The sequence below is a fragment of the Asanoa sp. NPDC050611 genome (assembly GCF_040654855.1).
Lineage (GTDB): Bacteria > Actinomycetota > Actinomycetes > Mycobacteriales > Micromonosporaceae > Asanoa.
The window spans coordinates 21,708-36,341 of record NZ_JBFAIU010000034.1 but is presented as its reverse complement, the minus strand read 5'-3'; the positions used below and the strand labels follow the sequence as shown (position 1 = coordinate 36,341).

The following is a 14,634-nucleotide window of genomic DNA, read 5'->3' as shown; positions in this document are numbered from 1 at the left end:
GCTTCACCGCGGGCCGGCGGTCGTCTTCGTCCGGCCCAAGATTGTTTACATTGCGGGGGTTTTGACGAATCGGCCCTGTCCCGTACTGTGCGCGAGTGCCCCTCATGTTCCTCGACCTGGACAACACCGTTCTGGACCGGACGGGCGCCTTCCGCACCTGGGCCGAGAGATTCCTGGACGGGATCGGGGCACCCTCTCCTGACCTCGACTGGTTGATGTCCGTCGACGCCGACGGCCTCACCGACCGGTGGGACGTCGCCGACGCGATCCGCGACCGCTACCGGCTGAGCACCTCGTCCGTCGACCTCGTCGACGAGATGCGCGAGGGCGTCGTCGCCAACAGCAGGCTCGACCCGCTGGTCGCCTGCGCGCTGCGGATCGCCGACGATGCCGGCTGGGTGCCCGTGCTGGTCACCAACGGGGCCACCCGGACCGAAGACACCACGATCCGGCGTACGGGCCTCGACCGCTACGTCGCCGACTGGGTGATCTCCGAGGAGGTCGGGGTCAGCAAGCCGAACCCGCGGATCTTCGCGCTGGCCGCGGAACGCGTCCGGATGCGGATGCGCGGCGCGTGGGTGATCGGCGACAGCCCGGAGACCGACATCGGCGCCGCGGCCGAGATGGGCCTGCCCAGCGTCTGGCTGCACCGGGGCCGGCGGTGGATGGAGTCGCGCTTCGAGCCGACGGCGACGGCCGGGGGGATCATCCCCGGGATCGCCGCGGTGCTGGCGGGATAATTCGCTTGCGCGCGGTTTCCTGCTGGGGAACACTCGCGCTCTAGGTTTTGGGACCAGACCGCGGCCGCACCTGACCCGTGCCGCCGCCGGTCGTCGAGATGGAAGGGGTGAGTTCTGTGGCTGTCGCCGTCGCGCGCTTCTCGCCGCCCTCTTCTTCCTTCTCGACTCAGGAGTTCCTCCAGTGCGTGAGCACGATTTCGACCCGGCCCCACGCGGCCGTTCCGGCAAGCGTCGTTTCGACGACGACGACCCGCAGTTCCTGAAGCGCGCCCGACACCGCACCCCGGTCGCGTTCGACACCAACGCCGACGTCGACAGGCCCGATACCGGTGACGCCTGGTCGTCCTGGGACTCGGCCATGCACGGCCCCGCGCCGCGCCCGTCATGGGTGGTCACCGAGCTGGCCGCCGTCGACACGGAGCTGGGCATCCTCAAGACCGGCAAGGAGGCCGACGTCTTCCTGGTCCGGCGGGGGATCCCGGACACCGCGCGCAGCTGCATCCTGGCCGCGAAGCGCTACCGCGACCCGGACCACCGGATGTTCCACCGCGACGCCGGCTACCTCGAAGGCCGCCGGGTCCGGCGGTCACGCGAGATGCGGGCGATGACCGGCCGCACGTCCTTCGGGCGGGAGCTGATCGCGGGCCAGTGGGCGGCGGCCGAGTTCGCGGCGCTGTGCCGCCTGTGGGAGGTCGCCACGTCGTACGGCACGATCACGGTGCCGTACCCGGTGCAGCTCCTGGGCACGGAACTGATGCTGGAGTTCGTCGGCGACGCCGAGGAAGGCCTGGCGGCGCCGCGGCTGGCACAGCTGCGGCCGGACCCGGTGGAGCTGAAGTCGCTGTGGGACCAGCTGATGGACGCGCTGATGGTGCTGGCCCGGGCGGGCCTGGCGCACGGCGACCTGTCGCCGTACAACCTGCTGGTCCACGACGGCCGCCTGGTGGTGATCGACCTGCCGCAGGTGGTCGACGTGATCGCGAACCCGAACGGCCCGGCACTGCTGGCCCGCGACGTCCGCAACGTGACGTCCTGGTTCGCGGCCCGGGGCCTGCTCCAGGACCACGACGAGATCACCCGCCGCCTCCTCGACGAAGCCGGCGTCCGCTGACCGCCGACCCGGGCCGCTCCTGCCGGGGGAGCGGCCCGCGCGGCGGTCAGTCGGACCCGCGCTCGAGCAGGTCGGCCGCTTCGTCGACGGTGTTCGCGAAGGCGACGGGCGCGATCCTTGCGACGCCGAGATCCGCCGGCTCCGGGTGCGTCGGCCGGTGGAAGCTGACCATCAGCACGAGATCGCCGTCGAGGTAGGCCGGCGGGCGCGAGGTTGTCGGTCGCCAGATCGTACGTACCCGAGAGATCGAAATTGGTTCTTCGTGGTGGCAGGATGTCGCGCAGAGCTGGTTCGGTCGTCGTTCGTCGCTGGAGGCATGCCATGACGGTTGTCGCGGATCTGGTCACCGCTCTCGGGTCCGGTGCGGTGCGGGTGGTCGACCTGACCAACAAGCTGTCGGCGTCGACGCCGACGTTGCGGTTGCCCGAGCCGTTCGCCAATCTGATCGATTTCAGCCTCGAGCAGGTCAGCGCGTACGACGCTCCCGGACCCTTCTGGAAGCACCACAACATCCGGACCGGGGAGCACATCGGTACGCACCTCGACGCCCCCGTGCACTGGGTTACCGGGCGCGAGGGGCATGACGTCTCGCAGATCCCGCCGCAGCGGCTGGTCGGCCCTGCGGCCGTGATGGACTTCAGCGCCGAGGCCGCGGCCGACCCCGACTTCCTGCTCGAGATCGACCACGTCAAGGGCTGGATCGCCGCGCACGGTGAGCTGGCCGAGGGCACCTGGCTGCTCTACCGCACCGGGTGGGACCAGTACGCCGACGACCAGGAGCGGTTCCTCAACGCCGACGAGACCGGTTCGCACACGCCCGGCATCTCCGCCGCCTGTGCCGAGTGGCTGGCCACCAACACGCCCATCTCGGGGTTCGGGGTCGAGACGGTCGGCATCGACGCGGGCAATGCCGGTGGGTTCGACCCGCCGTTCCCGGCGCACTTCCACCTGCTGGGCAACGACAAGTACGGCATCACCTCCCTGCAGAACCTCCAGGCTCTGCCGCCCACGGGCGCCCTGCTCGTCGTCGCGCCGCTGCCGATCGTCGGTGGGACCGGCAGCCCGACCCGCGTGCTGGCGCTCGTGGACGGCCGGTAGTGCCGACCGTCGCCGACGCGGTCGGCCGCACGCTGGCCGCGCTCGGCGTCGGGCACGCCTTCGGCGTCGTCGGCAGTGGCAACTTCCAGGTGACCAACGCGCTGCGGGCGGGCGGCGTCCCGTTCACGGCGACCCGGCACGAGGCCGGCGCGGCGACGATGGCGGACGCGTACGCACGGATGTCGGGCTCGGTCGCGGTCCTGTCCGTGCATCAAGGGTGCGGGCTCACCAACGCGGCGACCGGGATCTGCGAGGCGGCGAAGAGCCGGACGCCGCTGCTGGTGCTGGCCGCGGAGGCGACCGGCGCGACGTCGAACTTCGCGATGGACCAGCCGGGTTTCGCCCGCAGCGTCGGCGCCGTCGCCGAGCGGGTCCACAGTGGTCCGTTCGCGGTGGCGGACACGGTGCGGGCCTGGCAGACGGCGCGCGACGACCGCCGGACCGTGGTGCTGAACCTGCCGCTGGACGTGCAGGGGCTCGCGGTCGACGGCGCTCTCGCGGCTCCTGGGCCGCCGCCTCCGCCCGCCATTCCCGCGGCCGCCGCCGTGGCCGAGCTGGCCGCGCTGTTCCGGTCGGCCGCGCGCCCGGTCATCGTCGCGGGCCGCGGCGCCCGCCACGCCGGCCCGGCACTGCGCCGCCTGGGCGAGGCGACCGGATCGCTGCTCGCCACGTCGGCGGTGGCGAACGGCCTGTTCCACGGCGACCCGTACGCCCTCGGCATCTCCGGCGGTTTCGCCTCACCCACCACGGCCCGGCTGATCTCCGAGGCCGACCTGATCGTCGGCTTCGGCTGCGCCCTCAACATGTGGACGATGCGCCACGGCCGCCTGATCGGGCCGGACGCGAAGGTGGCCCAGGTCGACGTCGACGGCGCCGCGCTGGGCCTGCACCGCCCGGTGCACCTGGGCGTCGTCGGCGACAGCGCGGCCACCGCGGACGCCCTGCTCACGTCCCTCGGCGGCGAGCGACCGGGCTACCGCACCCCGGAGGTCGCGGAGGCGATCGCCACGCGGGCCCGCTGGAACGACGAGCCGATCGAGGACCTGTCGACCGACGGCCGGATCGATCCACGCATCCTGAGCCGCGACCTGGACAAGCTGCTCCCACCGGAGCGCGTCGTGGCGATCGACTCGGGCAACTTCATGGGCTACCCGAGCGCCTACCTGCGGGTGCCGGACGAGTACGGCTTCTGCTTCACCCAGGCCTTCCAGTCGATCGGCCTGGGCCTGTCGACCGCGATCGGCGCGGCCCTGGCCCGCCGGGACCGCTTCCCGGTGCTGGCGGCGGGCGACGGCGGCTTCCTGATGTCGATCGCGGAGCTGGAAACCGCCGTTCGCCTGGGCCTGCCACTGCTTTGCGTGATCTACAACGACGCGGCCTACGGGGCGGAGATCCACCACTTCGGCCCGGAGGCCGACCTGGCCACGGTGGTCTTCCCGGACACGGACATCGCCGCCCTGGCGAAGGGCTTCGGCGCGGAGGGCCTGACCGTCCGCCAGCCGTCCGACCTGCACGGCGTCACCCGCTGGCTGGAGTCGAACCCGAGCACCCCACTGGTCGTGGACGCGAAGATCGTCTCCGACGGCGGCTCCTGGTGGCTCGCGGAGGCGTTCAAAGGCCACTGATCCCCGGGTCCGATCGTTCAATTCGGTTGCGGGCCCGCTTGCGCTTGGCTTTGATCGGCATCCATGACAGCCGTCGATGCGCTCACCCGGCCGGACCGCTATCCGCGCTCGTCTCGGTACGACCCGGTCTGGCTGCTCGACCTGGACATGGGGCCCAATCCGCTGTGGCTGCTGGAGGACCTGGCCCAGGACCTCGACCTGCACTCGGGCATGAAGGTCCTCGACCTGGGCTCCGGCCGAGGGGCGACATCGGTCTTCCTGGCCCGTGAGTACGGCGTTGACGTGGTGGCGGCCGACCTGTGGATCGGGCCGGACGAAGCGGCGGCCGTGTTCGCCGAAGCCGGTGTGGCCGATCGGGTGACCGCCGTGCGGGCCGAGGCGCACGCACTGCCGTTTGCCCAGGACAGCTTCGACGCGATCGTGAGCATCGACGCGTTCGAGTATTTCGGCACGGCCGACAGCTATCTGCCTTATCTCGCGTGCTTCGTGCGGCCGGGCGGGCAGATCGGCATGTCGACGCCGGGAATGACCCGGGAGATCCGTGACCTCGGCGCGATCCCGGAGCCGATCAAGAGGCTGTTCGGCTGGGAGCCCATTGCCTGGCATACCCCCGAGTGGTGGCGCTTTCACTGGCAGATCACCGACTTGGTGACCGTCACCTGCGCACGACTCCAGGAGGACGGCTGGCAGGACTGGCTGCTGTGGACACAAGCGGTGGCCGAGCACGGCGGTGACAGGTCCGGGCCAGGCCGCGATCACCAAGAGATCATCGACCTGCTCAACGCCGACCGAGGCAGCCTCCTGGGCTTCGCGATGGTGACAGCGACGAAGAAGCCGTCCGTGGTTCCTGATGAGAACTGAAGGCCACCATCGGGCGCCGGGTGGGCTACGCGCGGCCCGCGGCCATGTCCATCAGGCGGGCCAGGACCTTGCCCTTGGAGACGGCGCCGCCGTCGTGCTCGTACTCGTTCGTCACCCACGTGCGGACGTTGCCGACCTTGCCGGCCGTCGACAGGGACAGGTCGGCGTCCACGTACATGTCGTCGAAGTAGACCGCTGCGGCAACGGGGACCTCGTTCGAGGCCAGCCGCGCCGGGTCGTAGAGGTCCGGCCAGTCGTCAGCCTCGGCCAGCAGGTCGGCCGCGCCGGCGAAGGGGCGCAGCGCCGCGATGTCCCGGAACATCCACGGGTACATCATCTCGCCCGTGAACAGCAGCGGCGTGGCCTCGGCGGCGAATGACGGGAGCGTCTGGATCGCGCGCTCGGCCGCCCACCCCGTCGGCCGGCCCGGCCCCCCGTAGCAGTACTCCTGCAGTGCGAACAGCGGCGTGTCGATGAAGCCCGTCCGCGTCATGACCTCGTGGCGGAACAGGTCCGAGAGGTCGTCGCCGTGCCACGCGTCGTCCAGCAGCCAGTGCAGCCGCTCGTAGCCGTCGCCCATGCCGAAGGCGTTGCCCAGGAAGCGGAAGCGGTTCACCGTCAGCGGGTCGCCGTTGGCGAGGCGGACGTCCTCGTCGGTCAGCCGGTCCGCGATGCGGCGCACCGCCGCGACGTCTTCCGGGTAGCGCGCGTAATAACCCGCGTTCTTCGCCGCCACCCGCGGGTACGTGCGGGCGTAGACGTCATCGGCCGTGGCGGTCAGGCCCGGCAGGCCGCCCGTGATGTAGCACGACCGCAGGCCCGACGGAGCCAGGCTCAGGTAGGTCAGCGTGACGAAACCGCCGTAGCTCTGCCCGAGCGACTCCCACTGCCCGTCCCCGAGCAACCGCCGGCGGATGATCTCCGCGTCCCGGACGATGCTGTCCGCGCGGAACAGCCGCAGGTAATCCGCCAACTGCCGCGAAGTCAGGCCCGCGACCGTGCGTGCGCTGATCGGCGTGCTCCGGCCGGTGCCGCGCTGGTCCAGCAGCAGCACCCGGTGCGTCTTCAGCGCCTCCCCGAACCAGCTGTCGGACGGGCTCGACGGCCGCGGCGACTTCGAGCCGGGGCCGCCCTGGAAGAAGATCAACCACGGCAGGTCGTCGTCGGCGCGGTCGGTCGCCGCCACCGAGCGGGCGAAGACCGAGATCGTCGGGCCGTCCGGGTCGGCGTGGTCGAGCGGCACGTCGAACGTGTGGTCGGTCAGCACCAGGCCGGGGATGCGGATCACCGCGCCAACGCTACGGGATCTCCACCGCGATCTCCTCGCCGAGTTTCGCCCCGCTCTCCAGGCGCAGCTCGTCGCCGCTCCAGAACCGGCCCGGGTCGTACCAGTTGGGGCGCCGGCCCGCGGGCAGCAGGCCCATCGCCTCGTACGTCACCGCCACCACCTCGGCGCAGTAGGCCGTCTCCAGCCGGGCGTCCGGTGGCGCCTCGCCCGCCTGCGACTCACCGGCGAAGAAGCCCGAACGCAGGTCGGGCACCCGGCCGCGGGCCCACCGCCACGCCAGCCGCGCCGTCGACGGGAACGGTGTGCCGTCCAGGCGGGCGACCGTGCGCAGGACCGCGTTCTCCATCTCCGGCGTGACGGGCGTCTGCAGTTGCCGCAACCACGCCCGTTGGCCGTAGCGGCGCGCCCAGAGCAGCACCGCGTCCCGCAGGTCGTGCAGCTGCACGCCGCGCTGGAACGTGCCGGTCCAATGGTCGCGCAGCGACCGGCCGAGCTCCGCGTGCCACATCAGCGCCGGCAGGTCCTCGATCACCACGGACATGCCGACGTGGTTGACCGGGCTGTTCGTCGCCAGGCGGATCGCGCGGTCCGGCACCGAGCTGCCGCGGAACAGCCACACGTCGCCCGTCCGCGTCAGCTCGACCGCCGCATCCAGGGTGATGGCCATGCCTACTACCCTAAGTGGAATGCGGCTGTGGAAGGTCCTGGGAATTGCCGGGTTGGTCGGCGTGGCGGCAACCGGCGTCGTCGTGGCGCGCGCGGAACGCAAGCGGCGCGCCTACACGCCCGAGGAGATCAGGGCGAAACTGCGCGAAAAGGCGAAAGCGGTCAGCTGACCGCCGGGACCTCTTCCAGCTCCGTCGCGCCCTTGCGCTGCACCGCGATCGGGTCACAGACCACCGTGACGCGGTACGAGACGGCGACGTTGGAGAGGATCTCCCCGCGGATCCAGAGGCACACGCCGACGCCCTCGGCGCCCTCCGGGTGCTCGTAGAACTCGACCTCGGGGGCGGCCAGCGAGCCGAGCAGGCCCTGCGTGCCCCGTTCGGTCTGGGCGACCTGGAGGACACCGGCCGTGACCTGGACCTCGACGCTGTCCAGCTGGTCCGCGTCGTACCAGTGGGTGTCGGGCAGGAAGAGCCGGGAGTCGACCGTGCGCTTCGCGTACGCGCCGCCCATGAGACCGGTCTCGGGGTCGGGCTCGTCGCCGATGTAGGCCACGCCCGCGTAGTCGGTGCGCAGGCGGCGCTCCTCGGTGTCGTAGTCCGTCACCAGGACGTCGATGCGGGGCTGCGGCTCAAGGTGCAGGTCGGTCACGCGCCGCACCCTAGCACCGGGCCGACACCGCCCGTTCACCCGGTGGGTTCGAGGAACTCCAGCCGGTTGCCGTGCGGGTCGTGGGTGTGGAAGCGCCGGAACCCCGGCAGCTCGTCGTTGGCCCACACCACCTCGTGCCCAACGGCCTCCAAACGCTCCGCCAACGCCGCCAGGCCAGACTCCCAGAGCAGGCCCGGATGTGCCTTCCGGGCCGGCCGGAAGTCCTCCTCGACGCCCAGATGGAGCTCGATCCCATGGCCCTCGAACCAGCACCCGCCCCGTGACATCAGCGCCGCCGGCTTCGGCTTCTCAGCGAGACCCAGCACACCCGCGTAGAAAGAACGGAGGGCGTCCTCGGTGCCCCTGGGGCAGGCGAGCTGCACGTGATGAATCATGCGGACAGCATCACTCCGGGTTGACCGGAAAACAAGACGGACGTACGGTTTAAATGCTTGCGGTTAGCCGAACCTAATCCCGGCGAGCGCAGCCTGCTGCGAAACACTGGTGTGAAACAGGCGGAGAAGGAGTACGACGTGGCGAGCCTCGACACCTTCGGTGCGAAGAGCCAGCTGCGCGTCAACGACGCGGGCTACGAGATTTTCAAGATCACCTCGGTGGACGGGCACGAGCGGTTGCCCTACAGCCTCAAGATCCTGCTGGAGAACCTGCTCCGGACCGAGGACGGTGCCAACATCACCGCCGACCACATCCGGGCGCTGGCGGGCTGGGACCCGGACGCCGACCCGAGCGTGGAGATCCAGTTCACCCCGGCCCGGGTGCTGATGCAGGACTTCACCGGCGTGCCCTGCGTGGTCGACCTGGCCACCATGCGCGAGGCCGTGCGGGAGCTGGGCGGCGACGCGACCAAGGTCAACCCGCTGGCGCCGGCCGAGCTGGTGATCGACCACTCGGTGATCGCGGACCTGTTCGGCCGTGAGGACGCGTTCGCGCGCAACGTGGAGCTCGAATACCAGCGCAACCGCGAGCGCTACCAGTTCCTGCGCTGGGGCCAGACCGCGTTCAACGAGTTCAAGGTCGTCCCGCCCGGCACGGGCATCGTGCACCAGGTCAACATCGAATACCTCGCGCGCACGATCATGGAGCGCAACGGCCAGGCCTACCCGGACACGGTCGTCGGCACCGACTCGCACACCACGATGGTCAACGGCCTGGGCGTCGTCGGCTGGGGCGTGGGTGGCATCGAGGCCGAGGCCGCGATGCTCGGCCAGCCCGTCTCGATGCTGATCCCGCGGGTCGTCGGCTTCAAGCTCGCCGGCGAGATGCCGGCCGGCACGACCGCGACCGACCTCGTGCTGACGATCACCGAGATGCTGCGCCAGCACGGCGTCGTCGGCAAGTTCGTCGAGTTCTACGGCCCCGGCGTCGCCGCGGTGCCGCTCGCCAACCGGGCGACCATCGGCAACATGAGCCCGGAATACGGCTCGACCATCGCGATCTTCCCGATCGACGCCGAGACGATCAACTACCTCGAGCTGACCGGCCGGGACGCGCAGCAGGTCGCGCTCGTCGAGGCGTACGCCAAGGAGCAGGGTCTCTGGCACGACCCCGACCGTGAGCCGGTCTACTCCGAGCGCCTCGAGCTCGACCTGGCCACGATCGAGCCGTCGCTGGCCGGCCCGAAGCGCCCGCAGGACCGCGTGCCGCTGGGCAGCGCCAAGCCGATCTTCCGCTCGGTGCTCACCGACTACGTGCAGGCGACCGGCCCGGCCGACGAGGCGTCCGAGGAGTCGTTCCCGGCCAGCGACCCGCCGGCCAACGACCACGACGACCCGGCCGACCAGCCGCGCAGCCACGAGTCGGCCGCACGCGGCGCCAACGGCCGCACGACCAAGCCGGTCAAGGTCACCGGCGACGACGGCACCGAGTTCGAGCTCGACCACGGCGCGGTCGTGATCGCCGCGATCACCTCCTGCACGAACACCTCGAACCCGCAGGTGATGATCGGCGCGGCGCTGCTCGCCCGGAACGCCGTCGACAAGGGCCTCAACCGCAAGCCGTGGGTGAAGACCACGCTGGCGCCGGGCTCCAAGGTCGTCATGGACTACTACGAGCGCGCCGGCCTGACGCCCTATCTCGAGAAGCTCGGTTTCCACCTCGTCGGCTACGGCTGCACGACGTGCATCGGCAACTCCGGCCCCCTGCCCGAGACCATCTCCGCCGCGGTCGCCGAGCACGACCTGTCCGTGGTGTCGGTGCTCTCCGGCAACCGCAACTTCGAGGGCCGGATCAACCCCGACGTCAAGATGAACTACCTGGCGTCGCCGCCGCTCGTCGTCGCCTACGCGCTCGCCGGCTCGATGGACATCGACCTGGTCAACGAGCCGATCGGCGTCGGTTCCGACGGTCAGCAGGTGTTCCTGCGCGACATCTGGCCGTCGGCCGCCGAGATCGAGGAGGTCATCGGCCGGGCGATCGCCAGCGAGATGTTCACGCGGGACTACGCGGACGTCTTCGCGGGCGACGAGGCGTGGCAGAGCCTGCCGACGCCGAGCGGCGACACGTTCGCCTGGGACGCCGAGTCGACCTACGTCCGGAAGCCTCCGTACTTCGAGGGCATGGCCCGCGACCCCCAGGCCGTCACCGACATCCACGGCGCGCGCGTGCTGGCCAAGCTCGGCGACTCGGTCACGACCGACCACATCTCGCCGGCCGGCTCGATCAAGCCGGACTCGCCCGCCGGCCGCTACCTCGCCGAGCACGGTGTCGCGCGGCACGAGTTCAACTCGTACGGTTCGCGGCGCGGCAACCACGAGGTGATGATCCGCGGCACGTTCGCCAACATCCGGCTGCGCAACCAGCTCGTGCCGGGCGTCGAGGGCGGCGTGACGGTCAACCACCTCAACGGCGAGCAGACGACGATCTACGACGCTTCCGTGGCGTACGCGTCGGAAGGTGTGCCGCTGGTCGTCCTGGCCGGCAAGGAGTACGGCTCGGGCTCGTCGCGCGACTGGGCGGCGAAGGGCACGATGCTGCTCGGTGTGCGGGCCGTGATCGCCGAGTCCTACGAGCGCATCCACCGCTCGAACCTGATCGGCATGGGCGTGCTGCCGCTGCAGTTCCCCGCGGGCCAGAACGCCGAGTCGCTGGGCCTGACGGGCACGGAGACGTTCGAGATCACCGGCGTCGAGGCGCTCAACGACGGCTCGACGCCGCGGACGGTCAAGGTGACCACCGACACGGGCGTCGACTTCGACGCGGTTGTGCGGATCGACACGCCGGGCGAGGCCGACTACTACCGGCACGGTGGCATCCTGCAGTTCGTGTTGCGCAAGATGCTGGAGAGCTGAGCACGCGGATCACGTCGAAGGGCCCCCTGGACCACAGGGGGCCCTTCGCTGTGCAAGGCTCGTTGCATGGACGACAAGACCGTGTTGACCCGGATCAACGACCTGGTCCAGGAGGAGCACCAGCTCCGCACCCAGGTGCAGTCCGGCCAGATCTCCTCGGACGACGAGCGCACGCGGCTGCGCCAGCTCGAGGAAGCCCTCGACCAGTGCTGGGACCTGCTCCGCCGGCGGCGGGCCGCCCGGGCGGCCGGTGGCGACCCCGACTCCATCAACGCGGAGCCGATCTCCGAGGTCGAGGGCTACCTGCAGTAGTCAGAAGTCCCAACGGGTCGCGCCGTGCGGCTCGGCGGTCGCGACCCCGACCGCACGGCGCAGGTCGAGTCGGTAGAGGTGCCACGGCGCCGGGCCGGCGCTGGGCGCGCTGAACGGCGCGGTGAACGCGTCACCCTCGACCGTTGCCGGCCAGCCGCCACCCCGGTAGACCTCGGCGAGACGCTCCAGCGTCGGGCCGTCGGTGACCCGCCGCGCGGTGCCCTCCAGGGTCAGGTCGATGCCGGGCAGCCGGACGGAGAGGCTGCACTCGGGCCTGGCCGTGAGGTTGCGGGACTTGCGGGTGCCGGGGCCGCTGGTGAAATAGAGGACGTCGTCCACCCAGACCGCGCCGACGCCGGCGGTGTGCGGGCGGCCGTCGGGCCGCACCGTCGCGACGAAGAACGTCAGGTCGGCGGTGGGCGTCTCCGTGCGCAGGCCGTCGCGCGGGCGGCTCCAGGGCAGCTCGGCGTTGCCGTACCGGTCGAGGTTGCGGGTCGAGATCGGTGTCGTCATGTCGTCATTCATACCCATGCGTCGAACGGGACCGCGGCACTTCGACCGGCCGAGCCAGCAAAGTTTCGTCGAGTGCGGTGGCGCCCAGCTCGGCCCGGGCGAGCGCGACCAGCTGCTCGTAGACCTGACGCATCCGCTCCTCGCCAACGCCTGCGGCGTCCGCCCACAGCGCGGTGGCGCGCCTGGCGGCCGCGCTGCCGAACGTCTCGACGGCGATCTGCGCCTCGATCGACATGCGTACGCGCTCGCCCTTGGGAAAGCTCCTGTGCACCTCGGCGAGCTTCTCGTCGTCACCCTTGCGCTCGTAGCGCGCCCGCGCCATGTCGAGCCGACAAACCATGAGCGCGGCCAGGTACGCGTCGCGACGCTCCTGAATGGACCGCTCCCGCCGCGCGGTCTCCTCGGCCCGCCGGCTGAGCCGCTCGAGCTGCCGACGGCCCTGCGCCCCGGTCAACCAGGTGAAGAAGATCCCGGCCGCGCCCGCGCTCGCCGTCGCGACGGGCGCCACCCACTCCCAAGCCATGAGTGATTCTCCTATGCCGCGTCGTCGTCAGAGGGTCGCGGCTTGGGCCTCGCGGCGGTCGTAGGCCGCGCGGGCGGCGGCGATCTGGCCCTGGTTGGCGTCGGTCCACGCGACCAGCGTCTGGACGGTCGCGTGCAGGGTGACGCCCAGCGGGGTCAGCTCGTAGTCGACGCGCGGCGGCACGGTCGGATGGACCGTGCGGCGGACGAGGCCGTCGCGTTCCAGGTGGCGCAGGGTCACCGTCAGCATCCGCTGGCTTATGCCGTCGATCTCCCGGCGCAGCTCCATGAAGCGCAGCTTCCGGCTGTCGAGCAGCGCCACGACGAGCAGCGACCACTTGTCGGCGATCCGGTCGAGGATCTGTCGGACCTCGCAGTCCTCCCGCGCGTCCCACTGGAAGGCGTCGTTGAACTCGCCCTCGGTATCGCAGCAGTAACCAGGTGACGTTGAAGTGCCTTCTTCCACGGTTCCCAATAGTGACCAACGATGGGGTCAGTTACAAGAGATAACTGACGGGAGAGTCACGTGCGTACCCGATCCTGGGCCCTGTTGTCCGTCCTGTGTGGCGCGATCTTCCTGGAGGGCGTCGACATCTCGATGATGGGTGTCGCCCTGCCCGCCATCCGCGCCGACCTGGGCCTGTCGACCGCCGCGCTGCAGTGGGTGGTGAGCGGCTACGTGCTCGGCTACGGCGGGTTCGTGCTGCTCGGCGGCCGCGCCGCGGACCTGCTCGGGCGCCGGCGGATGTTCGTCGGCTGGCTGGTGGTGTTCATCGGGTTCTCGGGCCTCGGCGGGCTAGCGACCGAGGGCTGGATGCTGATCCTCGCCCGGTTCGCGACCGGGGTGGCGGCCGCGTTCCTCGCACCGGCCGGCCTGTCGATCATCACGACGACGTTCCCCGAGGGAGCGGCAAGAGACCGGGCGGTCCTCGTGTACGCCGGCGCGGCAGCGGGCGGATTCTCGCTCGGCATGGTGGTCGGCGGCCTGCTGACCAGCGTCGACTGGCGGTGGGTGTTCTTCGCGCCGGTGGTGATGGCGTCCCTGCTGCTCGCCGCGGCGGTGCCGCTGATACCGCGGGACGTCCCCGCGGCCGGGCGGGCCCGCTTCGACGTCCCCGGCACGCTCGCGCTGACCGGGGCGATGCTGCTGCTCGTGGTCAGCGTCGTACACCTGCCGGAGGTGGCGCCGTGGCTCACGCTCACGACGCTGGCCGGCAGCCTGGCGCTGTTCGCCACGTTCGTGAGGGTCCAGCGCCGCTCGCCGGCACCGCTGATGCGGCTGGGCATCCTGCGCTCGGTGCCGCTGCTGCGGGCCAACGTCGGCGCCTTCCTGCTCGTCGGCGGTTTCATGGGCTTCCAGTTCATCGCGGTGCTCTACCTGCAGGAATTACGCGGCTGGTCGGAGATCGAGACCGGCCTCGCGCTCGCGGTGATCGGCATCGACGCCATCCTCGCCCCGACGCTGACGCCGCACCTGGTCGCCCGGTTCGGCAACCACCGGGTGATCGCGGCCGGCCTGGCGCTGGTCGCGCTGGCCTTCGCGTGGTTCCTGCCGCTCGGCCTGACGTGGAGCTTCCTGACGCTGCTGCCCGGGCTGGTGGCGATCGGGTTCGGGTTCGCGCTGGCGTACGGTCCGCTGACGATCGCCGCCACCGACGACGTCGCCGCGGACGAACAGGGCCTCGCGAGCGGCATCCTCACCACGTCGTTCCAGTTCGGATCGGCCCTGGGCCTGGCCGTGACGACGGCGGTCGTGGTCGCGGTGGCCGACGGTCGGGCCCCGCTGGACAGCTACCGGGCCGGCCTGCTGGTGCCGGTGGCGGCGCTGGTGATCGCGAGCCTGGTCACGGTCGCGGGCCTGCGGCGCCGCGCGCGGTCCGAAGCGCTGCAATCGTCGGGGGTCAGCGGAGCCTCGCAGCGTCATTGAGCGCGGTTATGG

Annotated in this window: 17 protein-coding genes; 9 read left to right on the top strand and 8 right to left on the bottom strand. The window is 71.0% G+C overall.

Annotation, left to right across the window (positions count from 1 at the left end; all coding sequences use genetic code 11):
- Positions 1-95 precede the first annotated feature (95 nt).
- Both AB0H87_RS08320 and AB0H87_RS08315 read left to right on the top strand, forming a co-directional pair.
- Positions 96-740, top strand: coding sequence for an HAD family hydrolase (locus AB0H87_RS08320; RefSeq protein ID WP_360141658.1), 645 nt, complete (start codon positions 96-98; stop codon positions 738-740).
- A 181-nt stretch (positions 741-921) separates the two neighbouring features.
- Positions 922-1,851, top strand: coding sequence for an RIO1 family regulatory kinase/ATPase (locus AB0H87_RS08315; protein WP_360141656.1), 930 nt, complete (start codon positions 922-924; stop codon positions 1,849-1,851).
- Between the two features lie 46 nt (positions 1,852-1,897).
- Here AB0H87_RS08315 and AB0H87_RS08310 read toward each other — a convergent pair whose 3' ends face one another.
- Positions 1,898-2,029, bottom strand: coding sequence for a hypothetical protein (locus AB0H87_RS08310; protein WP_360141654.1), 132 nt, complete (start codon positions 2,027-2,029; stop codon positions 1,898-1,900).
- Positions 2,030-2,172: 143 nt separating this feature from the next.
- Here AB0H87_RS08310 and AB0H87_RS08305 point away from each other — a divergent pair, with 143 nt between their 5' ends.
- The 3 genes from AB0H87_RS08305 (at position 2,173) to AB0H87_RS08295 (ending at position 5,435) form a co-directional block, all read left to right on the top strand.
- Positions 2,173-2,949 (top strand): cyclase family protein, encoded by a 777-nt coding sequence (locus tag AB0H87_RS08305; protein ID WP_360141652.1) that lies wholly within the window; start codon positions 2,173-2,175, stop codon positions 2,947-2,949.
- Positions 2,949-4,574, top strand: a complete 1,626-nt coding sequence (locus AB0H87_RS08300; RefSeq protein WP_360141650.1) for a thiamine pyrophosphate-binding protein — start codon at positions 2,949-2,951, stop codon at positions 4,572-4,574. The genes AB0H87_RS08305 and AB0H87_RS08300 overlap by 1 nt, the downstream gene beginning before the upstream one ends.
- A gap of 63 nt (positions 4,575-4,637) precedes the next feature.
- On the top strand, positions 4,638-5,435 hold the full coding sequence (locus AB0H87_RS08295) for a methyltransferase domain-containing protein (protein ID WP_360141648.1): 798 nt from the start codon (positions 4,638-4,640) through the stop codon (positions 5,433-5,435).
- A 25-nt stretch (positions 5,436-5,460) separates the two neighbouring features.
- Here the strand turns inward: AB0H87_RS08295 and AB0H87_RS08290 are convergent, their stop codons facing one another.
- Complete coding sequence (locus AB0H87_RS08290) at positions 5,461-6,723, bottom strand: alpha/beta fold hydrolase (RefSeq protein WP_360141646.1); 1,263 nt, start codon at positions 6,721-6,723, stop codon at positions 5,461-5,463.
- A 10-nt stretch (positions 6,724-6,733) separates the two neighbouring features.
- Positions 6,734-7,390: a hypothetical protein gene (locus tag AB0H87_RS08285; protein ID WP_360141644.1), complete on the bottom strand. Its 657-nt coding sequence runs from the start codon at positions 7,388-7,390 to the stop codon at positions 6,734-6,736.
- A 19-nt stretch (positions 7,391-7,409) separates the two neighbouring features.
- Here AB0H87_RS08285 and AB0H87_RS08280 point away from each other — a divergent pair, with 19 nt between their 5' ends.
- Positions 7,410-7,559, top strand: a complete 150-nt coding sequence (locus tag AB0H87_RS08280) for a hypothetical protein (RefSeq protein ID WP_360141642.1) — start codon at positions 7,410-7,412, stop codon at positions 7,557-7,559.
- Here the strand turns inward: AB0H87_RS08280 and AB0H87_RS08275 are convergent.
- Complete coding sequence (locus AB0H87_RS08275; protein ID WP_360141640.1) at positions 7,552-8,040, bottom strand: hypothetical protein; 489 nt, start codon at positions 8,038-8,040, stop codon at positions 7,552-7,554. The two genes, AB0H87_RS08280 and AB0H87_RS08275, sit on opposite strands and share 8 nt — an antisense overlap.
- 35 nt (positions 8,041-8,075) lie before the next feature.
- Positions 8,076-8,435 (bottom strand): glyoxalase, encoded by a 360-nt coding sequence (locus tag AB0H87_RS08270; protein WP_360141638.1) that lies wholly within the window; start codon positions 8,433-8,435, stop codon positions 8,076-8,078.
- Positions 8,436-8,573: 138 nt separating this feature from the next.
- On the opposite strand from AB0H87_RS08270, the gene AB0H87_RS08265 reads away from it, so the two are divergent.
- Positions 8,574-11,348, top strand: a complete 2,775-nt coding sequence (locus AB0H87_RS08265) for an aconitate hydratase (protein ID WP_360141636.1) — start codon at positions 8,574-8,576, stop codon at positions 11,346-11,348.
- Positions 11,349-11,414: 66 nt separating this feature from the next.
- On the top strand, positions 11,415-11,660 hold the full coding sequence (locus AB0H87_RS08260) for a DUF2630 family protein (protein ID WP_360141634.1): 246 nt from the start codon (positions 11,415-11,417) through the stop codon (positions 11,658-11,660).
- Here the strand turns inward: AB0H87_RS08260 and AB0H87_RS08255 are convergent, their stop codons facing one another.
- From AB0H87_RS08255 to AB0H87_RS08245, 3 genes are read right to left on the bottom strand one after another with little or no spacing between them, the layout of a single operon-like run.
- Entirely contained in the window at positions 11,661-12,173 is a 513-nt protein-coding gene (locus AB0H87_RS08255; RefSeq protein ID WP_360141632.1) for a pyridoxamine 5'-phosphate oxidase family protein, read from the bottom strand.
- A gap of 4 nt (positions 12,174-12,177) precedes the next feature.
- Positions 12,178-12,696, bottom strand: a complete 519-nt coding sequence (locus AB0H87_RS08250) for a hypothetical protein (protein ID WP_360141630.1) — start codon at positions 12,694-12,696, stop codon at positions 12,178-12,180.
- Between the two features lie 27 nt (positions 12,697-12,723).
- Entirely contained in the window at positions 12,724-13,056 is a 333-nt protein-coding gene (locus tag AB0H87_RS08245; RefSeq protein ID WP_360141660.1) for a helix-turn-helix domain-containing protein, read from the bottom strand.
- 165 nt (positions 13,057-13,221) lie between these two features.
- Here AB0H87_RS08245 and AB0H87_RS08240 point away from each other — a divergent pair, with 165 nt between their 5' ends.
- Entirely contained in the window at positions 13,222-14,622 is a 1,401-nt protein-coding gene (locus AB0H87_RS08240; protein ID WP_360141628.1) for an MFS transporter, read from the top strand.
- Positions 14,623-14,634: the final 12 nt, after the last annotated feature.